We start from the raw sequence: 14,378 nt of genomic DNA, 5'->3' as shown, positions 1-14,378 counted from the left end.
CTCGCCGGACCGCTGACTAGGCCGCCGCCGTCGGGGCTGTTCCTTGGTCCGTGAGGGCTGCCATCTCTTCCAGCATGGTTCGCAAGAGCCGTTCTTCCAATCCGGCATAGGCAGGATTGCCCGCACGATTAGCCAGCTCCCCGGGGTCTTCGCAGTGATCGTACAACTCGCCAATCCCGGAGCCGAAGTAGCGGGTCAGCCTGCCCTCAGCTGTGATGACCGTTCGCATACGGACCGGTCCCGGCAACCCGTCCAAGCCAAAGGGTTGTTCCTCCTCCACCAACAGCGCGTCCCGATGATGATCGGTATCCCCGCGCAGAAGAGGCACAAGAGAGCGCCCCTGAATCCCCCGGTACTCCTTTGACCCGGAGAGCTCAAGCAGCGTCGGGGCCAAATCCGCGCTGGAAACCAGGGCCCGTGTACGCCGCGCGGAGGTCCCGGGAAGGTGCACCAGCAAGGGGACGTTGGTCACCGCGCGGTAATGGACAAAGTGCTTAAGCATGAGGCCATGATCGCCAAAAAGGTCTCCATGATCGCTGGTGAACACCACTATGGTGTCCTCGGCCAGGCCTTGGCGATCCAGCTCATCGAGGATCCGGCCAATGTGCTCGTCCATCATGGTGATCAGGCCATACTGGGCGGCCGCTGCGAACCTGTACTGTTCCTCCGTGGCCGCCCATGTCATGGTGGGGTCCATGTTCGGCTTTCCGCGGTGTTCCACCATCTTCCGCACGTGGGCAGGCGAGGCGGCATGGCCCTGCTCGAATCCAAGCGGGAGCGGCAGGTCCTGAGGATCGTAAAGGTCTGAATATCCTGCCGGTGGCGAGAACGGATGGTGGGGGTCCGGGAAGGAGACAAACATGAAGAAGGGCTGGTCCTGACCCGCAGCATCCTTCAGGTGCTCGATTGCTTTCTCGCTCACATAGCTGGTGGGGTGCACGTCTGCCGGGATGGCCGTCTGGTACACCTGATCCCAGCCGCCGTATGTGCTGGAGGAATTTCCCGGACCTCCCAGCGTTTCAGGGTCAACGCCGCGCTCCCGCGCCCAATGGACGTAGTGACCGCCGGGCCGGTCCCCGTGGCCGATCACAAGGTCCACGTGCTGGTACCCGTAGTAGTCCGCGGGGAGCGGTATGAACCGGGCATCGTGGGCGTCGCGGTTCTCCCACTGATCCCAGCCCGGAGCAAAACCCTGACGGCGGGCATCGCTGACACCCGAGTCCAGCAACAGGGGGTCCGTAGCCCGGATCTCCTCCGCTTGGTGCGGTTCAAACTCCCACCCCATGTTCTGGTGGTGCAGCTTCCCCACGCCCACTGTGCGGTAGCCTCCCGCGCCCAGGGAACCCGGGACAGTCTGCGTTAACGGGTCCAAGGTGATGCCGTTGCAGCGGGTGCCGTGCGCAGAAGGCCATCGTCCGGTCATGAGACTGGCACGGTTGGGCATGCACGTCGGGTTGGCCACTGTGGCATTCTCGAAAACCACGCTCTTGGCTGCGAGCGCATCCAGGTTTGGCGTCTTGACTGTGGCGTTACCGCCGAAGCCAAGGTGGTCGGCCCGCAACTGGTCAGCGATGATGAAGAGGACATTGGGCCGGCGATCCGCGGACGCCGCTCCGTGCCCCGTCACGCGGGCCTCTTGATGAGGGACAGCACTTCGGTTCGCTGCCGGGCGAAGTCCGGCAGCGAACGTGTGGTGATTTGGTCGCGCGGTGCCGGCAGGTCCACATCCACCACTTTGAGGACGCGGGCGGGACGGGACCCGAGGACCACTACGCGGTCTGCCAGATAGACAGCCTCGTCAATGTCGTGGGTTACCACCAAGATGGTCATGTTGAAGTCCTTCCGAATCTTCAGGCACAGATCCTCCAGGTCAAAGCGGGTCTGCGCGTCCACTGATGCGAAAGGCTCGTCCATGATGAGGATCTCCGGCCGATACGCCAGTGCCCGGGCAATAGCCACGCGTTGCTGCATGCCGCCGGACAACTGCCAGGGGTACTGGTTGTGGGCATGTGACAGGCCGACGGCGGCCAGCGCACTGTCGCAGCGCTCCTTCAGTTCCGCTGCGGGCAACTTGAGGTGCCGCAGAGGAAGGACCAGGTTTTTTCGCACAGTGAGCCATGGCATGAGCGAGCGGTTGTAGTCCTGGAAAACCAAGGCCATCTCCGGTGGCGGGCCGCTGATGGTTCGCCCGTCAATGGCTGCCCGTCCGCTGCTGGCCGGGTGGAGCCCGGCCAGGCATTTCAGGAGTGTGGTCTTTCCAACCCCTGATGGACCAACGATGCAGACAACTTCGCCGGCATCCACGGTGAAGGTGAGGTCTTCGATGACCGTATGTGATTTTTCGCCGCTGCCGTAGGTCTTGGCGAGATGCGCCACGTCCAACCGAGGTGTGGTCGCACTGATGCGGGTTTCTGGTTGCTGTGCCATGGTGGACTTTCTGTTTCGGGTGGGAAGAGTCGGGACCTGCGGGGCGCTCATGCTGCACGCGCCATGCGACGGGATCCGATGTACCAGGACAAAACCTTGCGCTTGAGCAGGCTGAACAGGATGTTGACCAGGAATCCGATGACCCCCAGGAGCAGGATGCCGGCCCACATGTCAGCGGTCATGAAGCTCTGCTGTGCCAACAAGGTCATGGCTCCGATTCCCTGCGAACTCCCCAGCATCTCGCTGGCGATCATCACGATGAAGGCCACCTGAAGGCTCACCTGAAGTCCTGAGAAGATCTGGGGCATCGCCGCCGGCAGGAGGACGTTCAGCACCCGCTCCTTTCGGCTCAACCGGTAAACCCTGGCAACGTCCATGAGATCGGTGCTGACGCTGCGGATGCCGTCCACCGTGGCGATCATGGTGGGAAACAAAGCCGCCAGGGCGATGCTGGTGACGCGCATTTGGGTACCAAAGCCAATGAGGGAGATGAAGATCGGAACCAGTGCCACGGGAGGAATACCACGGAGGAAATGGATCAACGGATCGATCATCCACCGGACAGGAGGCACCAGCGCAGTGGCGAAGCCCAGACCGACCCCGGCCACCGCTGCGATGGCAAAGCCCAGGAACAGGTTGCCCAGGCTCAGGAGGACATCGGACTGGAAGTGGTCAAACAGCCACAGCTCCTGGAAACGGATGAGGATGGATTCCAGCGGTGGGAAAAACGGATCGATGGAGTTGGCGGAAAGGAACCACCAGGCCGCCAACAGCAGCACCGGGGTACCTGCACCGATCACCCAGTTTCGGATTGCGAGGTTTCTCATCAGGGCACCACTTCCCGGTAGGACTCATGCCAGTGCAGGACCCGGCGCTCGGCCAACCGGGTAGCACCTTGGAACAGCAGACCCAGGACACCGAGGACCATCACCAGAGCGTAGAGGCTGGCGTAGTCACCCGCAGCCTGTGCCTGGTAAATGCTCTGGCCCAAGCCCGGACCCCCACCAAGGAGGCCTGCCACCACAGTGACCACAAGGGCAGCAGGAGCTGCCACCCGCATGGCTGTCCCGATGTAGGGCATGGCACTGGGCAAAACCACCCGCGCCAGAATTTCTCCCTCGCCCATGCCGTAGGAGCGGGCAGTATCGCGTGCCACGGGATCGGTCCCCTGAACACCATCCACGGTCTGCATGACGATGGGGAGCAAGCACCCGAAGACCACCAGGAACAGCGACATCTCAGCAGTGGGGCCAAGCACCAGCACCGCAAGGGGAAGGATAACGATCGGCGGGACCGGCTTCAGGAATTCCAGCACTGCCAAAGTGGCGAACCGCACGGATTGGAAGCTGCCTATGAGCAACCCGAGGACTACTCCCGCCAGCGCCGCCAAAGCCAGCGCGAGCAATGCGATGCCCATAGTGGCGCCAAGAGCGGACCAGAACGTGCCCGTGCCCAAAATGGTGGCCAGCGTAGTGAACACCGCGGTGGCAGTCGGCAGGGCGTTTCCTGCCACGTTGGCCGCAGCGAGAACCTGCCAGATAATCAAAGCTCCGACGATGCCCAAGGTACTGAACGCATAGGGGCGGATGGATGCTTTCATGATGAATCTCCCATATGGCTTCCTGCCTACTTCCCGAAAATTACGTCTGCGGGCAGCTTCACGGGTTCCTTAAGGAAGCCGAGGTCGGCAAGGTTCTTGTTGGCGCGCTCGATGTCTTCAGGGCGGACCTCTTCGGGCCAGTAGTTCACGGCACCGGATTTGACCACGTCCAGCGGAGTCTTGGTGATTTCGGCGCTGAGCTGCTGGGCTTCATCTACGTGACCATTGGCGTAAGCGTTCGCCTTGTAGATGGCAGCTTTGAAACCCTCCAGCGCCTTCTCCTTGGACTTCACCGTGTTCGCCCCGGCTACCCACAGGCCAATAGCGCCCTGTTCAAAGAACTCGACGCCGGGCGAGGCCAGGAGCCTGTTGCCTTCCGCTGCGGCCTTGGACGTGAACGGGGCCACGAGGGATGCGGCGTCCACCCGTCCGGAATTAAGTGATTGGAGTGCAGATGAGGGATCGAGGACCATCCAGTTCACTTTGGCGGGATCTCCGCCGTCGTCCTTGACCAGTTTGCTGACCGTGACCTCCAACTGTGCTTTGCGGGCGGGGACGCTGACGCTTTTTCCCTCGAGGTCTTTGGGCCTGCTGATGGCGGACGTCTGCTGTACCAGAAGCCCGGTGTCATCTACGCGGTTCAGGTCAGCTCCTTCGCTGGCACCATCCTTGTAACCGTCAGCTGCGGCAATGATCTTCAATGGCACGTTCTGGCTCAATGCATTCAAGAGCGGGATGGAGGGAGTGTAGGTGAGATCAATCTGACCGCTCTGGGCAGCTGCGATGCCGGCCGGGGGGTTGGCAATAACAGAAGTCTCGACGTTGAGACCCTGCTCCTTGAAGTAGCCCTTGTCAGCTGCAAGACGGATAGCGGCATCCGAACCGATGCCAATGGTGCCCACTTTGAGGGTGGTGGTTCCACCGGCGGCCGGCGCGGCGGCCGGGTTGGACCCGCCGCCGCAAGCGGCCAAAGTCATGGATAAAACTGCGGCCAGGGCCAAGGGAATTGTGCGTCGCATGGTGCTCCTTGAATCACGGATGGTTGGAAGGGAATTCCAGCTGCTTGATGGGTGATTTACGTTGATTGGTCGATTACGTTGCTTCGGTGGACTACGCGGACTGGTGGACTACTCGGCCACCGCTCAGGGTGAGCCTGACCTCTGTGTCGAGGAGCTTTTCGATCTCCTCGTCCACCGGCCAAGGGTTGGACAACAAACACAAATCTGCTGCCATCCCGGGAGTCAAAGCACCCTTGAAGTGCTCCGCATGGTCCTGCCAGGCGGCGTTGATGGTCATGGCAGTCAGTGCCTGCAGCCCGGTAATCCGCTCCGGATCATGCGGGGCGCCCGGCTGGGAACGAGTGGCACGGCGGACGGCTGCCACTACGGTGCGCCGCCAATCGGGACTGGTCACGGGGGCATCGGAGGCCAAATTGACTTGAACTCCGGCTCCAAACGCCGATTGCAGGGGCTGGTGCCGGGAGAAGCGGTCCTCACCGAGAACCTGGCGCATGATGTCGCCGGCCTCTTGGCGGATGAGCGGGTTGGTGCTGTAGCCAATGCCGTGGGAGGCCATGGTGTGAAGCATGCCGGGATCCGCGAAGGCCCCGTGGATGACGTAGTGGCGGTTAGCTGATGACCTTGCGCGGTTCTTCGGACCGTCGGCTGTAGCCATGATGGCTTCAACTGCGGCGGCGGTGGCCGCGTCCCCGGTGGCGTGAACCCCCGCCTGCAACCCGGCGTCGTTGATCAGTTCCAGGATTTTGTGCAGCTCAGCAACCCGCTGAGCGTCGCTGGCCCCTTGGATCACCAAGCTTCCGTGCGTGCATGCCTTGCCGTAGGGCTCACTCATCCATGCGGTGCCGCTGCGGGGAATACCGTCGGCAAAGATCTTGACCCCCGCGATCCGCAACTGTTCAGGGTTGAGGCCGCGGTTCAGATAGGCAGCGGCCAATCCGCTGCGGAGACCCGCCTCAACCGCATGGGCATTGGCTCCGCCCGTTCCCGCGAAGAGCATCAGGACGTTGATTCTCATGGTCAGTTGGTTCGCTTCGGCGAGGTCACCCAGTAAGTCAAGTGCCGCCGTCGAACCTGCACCATCCATAAGCCCCGCGCTTGCCGGACCCAAACCAGGATCGGTGAGGGAAGTGATGCCCAGAGAATGCAGCTGCTCTTGGAGCGCCAGCAGGGCTGGCCGCAGCGTGGATTCAGGGACCGGCGGCATGGACCGAGAAAGAAGTTCCATGGCTCCGTCCTGGAGCAATCCCGTAGGACTTCCGTCAGAGGTCCTGGCCACGACGCCGCCGTGAACGTCCGGGGTTGCGGCGTCAATGCCGGCCCTTCTCAGGGCTTCCCCGTTGGCCAACAACTGGTGTCCTGTGCTGTCGAATGCCACAACGGGCGTGCCCGGCCTCGCATCAAGCAGAAACCCCTGTGCCTGTCCCAGCAGGGCTTCGTCCCAGCCATGGGCGCGCACCCAGCCGTCCTCCCCCGCCGGCGCTGATTCCAGGACGTTGACGACGGCCGCCCAGTCAGGTGCCACCGCCGGCTCCAAGCGCACATACCCGAAGGCGGCCATGGCAGCTGAAACGAAATGGAGATGGGCGTCGTTGATGCCCGGAATGACAGCACCACCTGCGGCGTCGATGACACGCGTAGCGGGGCCGATCCACTGGCTGACGTCTTTGTAGCCCAGGGCGGCAATGCGGCCTCCCTTGACAGCGACGGCATCGCTTAGGCGCCCTGGGACCGCCGGGTCCATGGTGTGGACCGAGGCGTTCATGATCACCAGATCAGCGAAGTCTTCCATCGGTTCTCCTCAGTTCACGGCATCGAAATGTGATGCAGACAACGTTCCTGAAAGAAGTATGTCGCTTGACTGGGTCACTTGACTAGGTTTTGATGTAAAATTTCTTTGGAGGACTTTTCCGCCCCCGGCACGGCCACAAGGACGTCACGGCGGATAGCGCCTACGATCGATGAGACCGGTTGAAAAAGAAGAAGGTGCATGAATGGCCAGGGTTCCCGCCGAGGAAAGGCGCCTGCAGTTCGTCCAAGCCGCAGCACGAGTGATCGCCCAGGACGGCCTCGCCTCAGCAACCACACGACGAATCGCCACCGAAGCCGATGCCCCGCTTGCCGCCCTGCACTATTGCTTCCGAAGCAAGGACGAACTGCTCGAAGAGGTTTACAACTTCCTCAGCCGGGACTACGCCAAGGCTTTGGAGCCCGTGGCCGATCCCGGAATGGGACTACGCCACATGGTGGGCGCCCACGCGCGACGCATCTGGAGTCGCATGTTGGAGAACCCGCACGAGCAGGTCACTACCTTTGAGCTGCTCCTCCGGCGATTCCGGGTAGAGACCGAAGACCAATCCCAGGCATTGCTCATGAACCGTTCCATGTACGACGGCTGGGTCAGCTCAACTCTGGAATTGTTCCGTGCCGCCGCCGAAGCCGCGGGAGAACCTGTCCCCGCCAACCTGGAGGACATCACCCGTTTGTTCATTTCCGGAATTGACGGCATCAGCATGCAGCATCTGGCCGACCCCGACGACGAACGGTCCCTGCGCTTAGTGGAACTCATGGCTGCGTCCCTCGCCGGGGCCCTCGATTACGCCTGAGGCCTGCGCTTCATGACAAGGGACGTGAGAACGCCCAGCAGCAAGAGGCCACCCGCGGCCGCCATTGAAACAACGAACGCCGCACCGGCTCCCTGCGTTTGCGCCAATTGCCCGGCCAGGTAGGAGCCCAACGCCGTTCCGGCCACGATTCCGCTGGCCAGCGCCGTCATCACCGTCGCCATCCGACCGGCCGGTGCTACCACTCCACCGATGCTGAACACTGTCACCATCACCGGCCCCACGGGGATGCCCAGAATCAGCAGGACAAAAACCATGGGCCAGATACCCGCAGGAAGCAGCAGCAGGAGCGACAAAACGGACATCGCCAGCGCCGCGGCAACCCACCGCGAAGCCAGGCTGAACCGTTGCGGCCAAAAAGCTACGGACAGCGCTGCCACGGCTGAACTCAGGCCCATCACGGCATACAAAAGTCCGGCGATCTCGGCCGGTGCATACTGTGCCGAGAAAGCGCTCAGGGCGTTTTGTGTTGCCCCAAAAAAGGTACCCATGCACACCATGGCCAGCACCGGGACGGCCACCACGGCCGCGGCCCAACGGTTCCGCCGCTGCGGAGCCTGGGTGGTTTGCTCAACGGGAGGCACCTCTCCGCTGGAAGCCACTTCTCCGATTGGAGGCACCTGTCCATTTGACGGCGCGAGGCCGGCACGGGGTTTCCGTGGCGCCGGCACCACCGCAAGCTGGCTTGGATGAACCGCGAAGGCAGGAACCAGGGTGATAGTCATGACGGCGGCCAAAGTGAGCGGCAACCACGGTGCCACCACGGACGCCAAGACCCCTACAAGGGCAGGGCCGAGGACGAAAGTGACCTCGTCCGCGGTGCCTTCATAGGACAACGCCGTATCCAGGTCAGCCCGATTGGCCGCGACACTCCTGCCCCCTTTGGCTGCGGATAAATTGCGGGTGGTCAGTGCCATCCAGCGAACACGGGCCATGGGACCCACCTGGGGACAGCTGGCTCCGGCGAGGAAAGCTGCAATGAGCACACCAACTGCATCACCCACTGAACCGTACCCGGTGGTGAGATAGGCAGCGGCGAGAAGTCCCGCCACGGCAAGGCTGTTGATGACTGCTGCGACCAGCAGCACAATCCGTTGGCCGGCCTTGTCGGCCAGGGAACCCAACACCGGAGCGCCCAAGGCTGAGCCGATGCCCACCGCGCCGGCCGCCATGCCCCCAATAGCGTAGGAGTGGCTGACGGCAGTAACCAAGGTCAGGGTGCCAACCGTCAGCATGGCCAAGGGAAGCCTGGCGAAGAGCCCCAAGGGCAGAAAGCCAGGTCCAGCCAACTCGGGAAGCCGCGCGAAACGGCCGGGCGAGCGTGAGGGGCGTGAAGAAGCCTGCGATACAGGCTGTGAAGCTACAGAAGTTTTTTCCATTAATCCGGGTTCGCTAAAGAATGCGCATCGTCCCTCCTCCCGATGCGCGCGACCCTGTGTAACGGGTTAAGTCTATCGGATAGGTCTTAGACCGGAACAGCTTCGGAAATCCGCACGCTGGAACCATTCCTGCCCTTGATCACTTGGAGCTGGTTGGTGATCCGCTGCTTCATTTCCGCGACGTGACTTACAAGGCCAACTACCCGGCCGCCGTCGCGCAGTCCTTCAAGAGCGTCCATCACTTGCTCCAGGGATTGCTCATCCAGGCTGCCGAAGCCTTCGTCAACAAACAGTGTCTCGATGTCCACGCCTCCCGCTTCCTGCTGCACCACATCGGCTAGGCCCAGTGCCAGGGACAATGAAGCCATGAACGATTCACCACCGGACAGGGTGGAAGTGTCCCGCCTCTGACCCGTCCATTCGTCGACGACTTCAAGTCCGAGGCCCGACTTTGCACCTCTGGCTGCCTTCGCATCCGTATGTTGCAGCGTGTACCTGCCATCGCTCATGGCCACGAGGCGCTCGGAGGCTGCCATGGCCACCTGCTCAAGCCTTGCTGCCAGGACATAAGTGTTCAGGCTCATGCGGTAGTTGTTATCTCCGGATCCCCGGACAGTGTCCGCCAATTCCGCCAGCATATGCGCCCGGCTCCTTGGCTCCTTTCCGGCGAGCGCCAGGGTCCGGTACTCCTTGCCTAGCCGGGCGACCGTATCCGCGGACTTACTTGCAAGGCCGGCCGCCAAGGCCTTGGCCCGTGCATCATCCGCGGCTTTGGAAGCAAGCAGCTTCAATTCAGCAAGTTCGGCCTCTGCCAAGGGGAGTTCGCCTATGCTGGCTTCCTTGGCGGCAAGGACCAAGTCCTCACCGCCAAACAGCTCGTCCAAGCGGGACGATTCGGCCTCGAAATCGGCCAGGTCTTTTTCGAGGCCCACAACATCGGCCGGCGACAGAATTTCCCGGCGGGCTTCGTCAGCTGAAGCGAATCCGGATTCCGCCAAGGCTTTTTCAAGGGAAGCGACGGCCTCGTGGGCGGCTTCTTGTGCCTGTTCCAGTTCCCGTTCTGCATCCACGGCTGCTTGCAGAAGCCCGCGCTCAGCCATGAGCGCTTTCAAGCGCGCGCGGAGGCTGGGGAAGCCGTCCTTCAAGCCGGCAAGTTCTGTTTCAAGGGCAGCACACTGCTCCTGAAGCAGGTTCACTCCCGAGGCGGCGCGGGCGGCCGCGTTCACGGATTCGTCGTGCTCTTGCTGCACCAGCGCAATCCGTTTGCTGAGGTCCTCGTGCCGGGTGCGGAGCTTCTCCAACTCCCCCGCAGCCTTGCGGGCCTCCGAGGCAGCTTGGCGGGCAGAGACAAGTTTGGACTCGGCTTCTGCAGCATCCACTGAACCACCCTGGGCCACCAGTCCGGCGAGCACCTGTGCTGCGGAGGACAGTTGCTCAGCGAGGCGCCCCAGGGCTTTCTCACTTGCCTCAAACCGTTCCTTGGCTTCTTCCTCTTCCTGAGCCAGGGAGAGAGCTGACTGTACGGCTTCGGCGGGGCGGGGATGTTCTTCGCTTCCGCAAACGGCGCACGGCTGGCCGCTCTCCAACGATGCCGCCAGTTCTCCCGCTGCGTTGGCAAGCCGGAGTTCACGGACATCAAGCCACTGCTGCCGGAGGTCCTGCGATGCGGTCCTGGCCTGGAGATGCTTCCGGGTAATCCCGTCCAACTCCCTGCCGGCAATTGCGTGCCGGGCCACAACCTCCACCAGCCCTGAGGCTCCAGCAACCTCCCGCTCCAGTTCCGTGAGTTGGCCTGCCAACGGCTCCAGAGGCTGAATCTCCGACTCCACGGCGGCCATGTCTACGCGTAACTGTTCCAGGAGGGTGCTCGAAGCCTCGGCAGCGGCCTGGTGTTCGGCCCTATCCTCACGCATGGTCGCGAGACGTTTTGTGATCGCCTCCAAGCGCTGCTCATCGGCCAGCCGGGCCTCAACAACCGCGCAACCGACCTTGACGGTTTCCAGAGCTACGTCAGGATTGCCTGCGTCCAAGCCCGATGCCCCGAGCTTCTCGCGGACGCCCGCAGCCCGTGCGTCGGCAACGTCGACTTTGCGCGCTGCCGAATCAACTGCTTCGAGCTGCCCACTGAGAACAGCGGCCCGGCGATGCTTTCCGAGCATCTCCTTGTTCTCCAATGCCCGGGGCGCTGCCAGCTCCAGCAGCACCCGCCGCTGCATCGCAGCAGCGAGCCGCCCATGCCTGAGAGATCTCTCCTGGGCCTCCTGGAACTGTTCCAGAAGGCCGGTGGACACCGACTCTGCCTCAGCAGCTTCGTCCTGGCGACGTTTCCACTCAGCCCGCGCTTCTGCCTCCACGGCGGCCAGCCAAGCCTCCGGCTCCTGTCCCTGCTGCTGTTTCGGCTCCGGTCCCGGCTGGTTCCCACTTGCCTGAGTAGCAGCAGCGGGAAGGTTAAGCTGGTCCTGCTCCGAAGCAACCCGGTCCAGCAGCACTTTAAGCTCTGAGGCATTCTCCTGCACGGCACGGGTTGCCTCGGCTGCTTGCTGCAGGAGTTGGCGTTCAACAGCTTCAAATCGTTGCGTGCCGAATAATTTCTGGAGAAGGTCCAGCCGATCATTGGCCTTGGACCTAAGGAAAGCGGCGAAGTCTCCCTGTGGCAACATCACTACACGGGTGAACTGCTCCCGGTCCATTCCCAGGACGTCCGCGAGCTCCGCACCAACCTCGTCATTCCTGGAAGATTTCTCTTCCCAACTCCCGGCTACACGTTCCCGAAGCAGGGTTTTGGCCTGCTGGGTGGTGAATCCATTGCGGCCGCGGGCACTCGGCCGGTCCCATGCCGGAGATCGGGTCACCTCAAAACGGCGGCCACGCGCGGAGAACTCACAAACCACACGGGGCTCCGCACCCGGCGCGGCATGATCGCTTCGTAGCCGCTTCCCTTCCTGGCGGGCGCCGGGAACGGAGCCGTACAGGGCGAAACAGATGGCATCCAGAATGCTGGTCTTTCCGGCCCCCGTGGCGCCGTTGAGGAGGAAAAGCCCCTGTGCACTCAGATGGTCGAAGTCAATGTGTTGGGGTGTTGCAAACGGGCCAAAAGCCTCAATGTCCAAACGATGGATTCTCACAGCCCCGCCTCCTGCAACCGGACAGCTTCCAGTGCTTCGCGGAGTGCAGCCTCTTCGGCATGGTTCGCACCCCGGTCCCTGACATGGTCCAGGAAGCCACAGCAGACTCCGAGGTCATCTTCTGCCGCCGCCAGACGATTGCTGTAGCTGGTAGAGGTCCGGGCTTGCACACCTTGGGGATCGAAGGAGAGAACCAGGGTGTCCGGGAAACGGGCGCGGACCCTCTCCATGGCCTGAGCGGGCCGTTGTGCATCCGTTAAGGTGACTTGGCAGTAGGCGCTTTCTGCCCACGCGTGCTCAGTGTCCCCCAACAAATCCTCCAGCGTGCCGCGCAACGTGGCCAGTGCTTTTGGAGCATCCCACAGAACCTCCTCAACAACGGCGACGCCGTGGGTGTCAAGGTCCACAAGCCAGGCACCTTTGCGGTGCTTGGCTTCTGAAAACGAATAGGCCAAAGGAGACCCGGAGTAGCGGACATTGGGCGCCAACTCCTGCCGCCCATGGAGGTGACCCAGTGCTGTGTAGGCGAAGTCCTCAAAGAGATCCAGCGGAACGGCGCCCAGCCCACCGATGCTCAAGTCCCGTTCGCTCTCGGAGGTAATGCCGCCACTGGCAAAGGTATGTGCCAGTACTACCGGATAAACCGGTCCGGATGCGCGGCGCTTTTGAACATCCTTCCGGATCAGCTCCACAGCTGCCAGGGTGACATCAAAATGGTTGGGGTTCTCAGCGCCCAACCTCTCAGCGACCAGCCGGGGTTCAAGGTAGGGAATGCCGTAGATAGCCAGTTGCCCCATCCCTGCGCTGTCCTGGGCGGTATACAAGGGGAACAGCACAGGTACGTCAAGCTCCTCCACTTGCGTCCTCAAGTGGACTCCCCCGCGTTCCAGCAGTCGCGAAGCAAAGCCCAGCCTGATGGCGGAGTCGTGATTGCCGCTGGTCAAGACCACACTGGCCCCTGCCTGCGTGATGCGCACCAGCGCGTCGTCAAGCAGCTTGACCACATCCAGCCCGGGCAAAGCGCGGTCGTAGACATCTCCGGCGATCAGCACGACGTCAACGGACCTGGATTCCACCAGCGCCACCAACTGGTCCACGAAGTTGCGTTGGGCATCAAGCATGCCAACGCCATGGAATGACCGGCCAAGGTGCCAATCGGAAGTGTGTAGTAACCGCATATTCCCAAGTTAACCGCCGGGCACCGACAATAAAGCGCAGGCGAGCCGTCCGCCGTCGAGCCCGTATGGCTATTTGCTCTTTTTACCGTCGAAGAAGTCCCGGGCGTCATCGTTGACCGGCGCAGCCGGAACCGCCCGGGAAGGCGCGGCGCCAGGCTTCGCAACGGATTCCTCCGCTTCAATGCCCTCAACCGGCTCGTCGTTGGCAGTGAAGGAGTCGTTGACCCCATCACTGCCGCCCTGGACGTCCATAGGCACGGCGACGGCAGAAGATGACAGACCTTGGAAGCCACGGAAGGCTAGGCCGGCAAGCGCCGCACCCATCAGCGGGGCCGCCCAGAACAGCCACAGGCCCTCAAGAGCCCACGGCGAGCTGAAGAATGCCTGGGCTGTTGCCCGTGCAGGGTTGAAAGGAAGGTTTCCCAGCACCTGGCCGAGCTGAAGCAAAACAGCCATGCTCAGGCCAACGGCGAAGGGGGCCACCGCAGGAAGAGCCCGACGGCCCGCGGTGGCGCCGAGGAACACTGCCACAATCAGGGCCGCGCCAAGAACTTCCACCAACAGAACTCCTGCCAGCTGTGTTTGGGCGGCGGCATGCTCACCAAAACCCGGCGAAACGACATCGAATGCGGCCCTGGCGTCGGTGAGGACGGGCACCGTGCTTACCACGAAATAGATCAAGGCAGCACCAACCACGCTGCCGATGATTTGCGCCGCCACGTAACCCAGGGCAGCCACAGCCCGGATCCTGCCTGCGATCAGATTGCCCAGGGTGATCACGGGGTTGAAATGGCCTCCTGAGACGTGGCCGAAGGCCAGCATGGCTGCTGTCACCGCAAGGCCGGTCGAAAGGGCTACAGGCAAGGGGGCAGCACCGGGATTGGAGAAAATCCCGACTCCAGCTGCGACAACCACAACGAACATCGATCCCAGAGCTTCAGCCAACAACCGGGAAACAAGTCCCGGTTGGGGTTCGTGTGCGGCGTGTACAGGAGAGGTCATGTTGCGTAAGTCCTTACAGTTGGTGTG

General features: G+C 62.4%; 11 protein-coding genes. 1 reads left to right on the top strand and 10 read right to left on the bottom strand.

Translation table 11 applies throughout. From position 1 onward, the window contains the following. Positions 1-16: 16 nt before the first annotated feature. The 6 genes from BACI9J_RS07585 to BACI9J_RS07560 form a co-directional block, all read right to left on the bottom strand. Entirely contained in the window at positions 17-1,627 is a 1,611-nt protein-coding gene (locus tag BACI9J_RS07585) for a sulfatase family protein (RefSeq protein WP_159733846.1), read from the bottom strand. Then, complete coding sequence (locus BACI9J_RS07580) at positions 1,624-2,478, bottom strand: ABC transporter ATP-binding protein (protein WP_159733845.1); 855 nt, start codon at positions 2,476-2,478, stop codon at positions 1,624-1,626. The genes BACI9J_RS07585 and BACI9J_RS07580 overlap by 4 nt, the downstream gene beginning before the upstream one ends. After that, a complete protein-coding gene (locus BACI9J_RS07575; RefSeq protein ID WP_159733844.1) occupies positions 2,475-3,254 on the bottom strand; it encodes an ABC transporter permease in 780 nt (259 codons plus the stop codon). Before BACI9J_RS07575 ends, BACI9J_RS07580 begins: the two co-directional genes overlap by 4 nt. Then, on the bottom strand, positions 3,254-4,027 hold the full coding sequence (locus BACI9J_RS07570; RefSeq protein WP_159733843.1) for an ABC transporter permease: 774 nt from the start codon (positions 4,025-4,027) through the stop codon (positions 3,254-3,256). The genes BACI9J_RS07575 and BACI9J_RS07570 overlap by 1 nt, the downstream gene beginning before the upstream one ends. Positions 4,028-4,053: 26 nt before the next feature. After that, entirely contained in the window at positions 4,054-5,046 is a 993-nt protein-coding gene (locus tag BACI9J_RS07565) for an ABC transporter substrate-binding protein (RefSeq protein ID WP_159733842.1), read from the bottom strand. Positions 5,047-5,137: 91 nt separating this feature from the next. Further along, positions 5,138-6,835, bottom strand: coding sequence for an amidohydrolase (locus tag BACI9J_RS07560; RefSeq protein WP_159733841.1), 1,698 nt, complete (start codon positions 6,833-6,835; stop codon positions 5,138-5,140). A gap of 202 nt (positions 6,836-7,037) precedes the next feature. Between BACI9J_RS07560 and BACI9J_RS07555 the strand changes: the two genes are divergently transcribed. Next, a complete protein-coding gene (locus tag BACI9J_RS07555; RefSeq protein ID WP_159733840.1) occupies positions 7,038-7,649 on the top strand; it encodes a TetR/AcrR family transcriptional regulator in 612 nt (203 codons plus the stop codon). Here BACI9J_RS07555 and BACI9J_RS07550 read toward each other — a convergent pair. The 4 genes from BACI9J_RS07550 to BACI9J_RS07535 form a co-directional block, all read right to left on the bottom strand. Further along, entirely contained in the window at positions 7,640-9,046 is a 1,407-nt protein-coding gene (locus BACI9J_RS07550; RefSeq protein WP_159733839.1) for an MFS transporter, read from the bottom strand. The two genes, BACI9J_RS07555 and BACI9J_RS07550, sit on opposite strands and share 10 nt — an antisense overlap. Before the next feature lie 86 nt (positions 9,047-9,132). Beyond that, positions 9,133-12,171, bottom strand: a complete 3,039-nt coding sequence (locus tag BACI9J_RS07545) for an AAA family ATPase (protein WP_159733838.1) — start codon at positions 12,169-12,171, stop codon at positions 9,133-9,135. After that, positions 12,168-13,349: an exonuclease SbcCD subunit D gene (locus BACI9J_RS07540; protein WP_159733837.1), complete on the bottom strand. Its 1,182-nt coding sequence runs from the start codon at positions 13,347-13,349 to the stop codon at positions 12,168-12,170. The genes BACI9J_RS07545 and BACI9J_RS07540 overlap by 4 nt, the downstream gene beginning before the upstream one ends. Positions 13,350-13,418: 69 nt before the next feature. After that, on the bottom strand, positions 13,419-14,351 hold the full coding sequence (locus tag BACI9J_RS07535; protein WP_159733836.1) for an MIP/aquaporin family protein: 933 nt from the start codon (positions 14,349-14,351) through the stop codon (positions 13,419-13,421). Positions 14,352-14,378 lie beyond the last annotated feature (27 nt).

It is taken from the genome of Arthrobacter sp. 9V, from assembly GCF_902506065.1.
Classification (GTDB): domain Bacteria; phylum Actinomycetota; class Actinomycetes; order Actinomycetales; family Micrococcaceae; genus Arthrobacter.
This window is presented reverse-complemented; position numbering and strand designations above follow the sequence as displayed.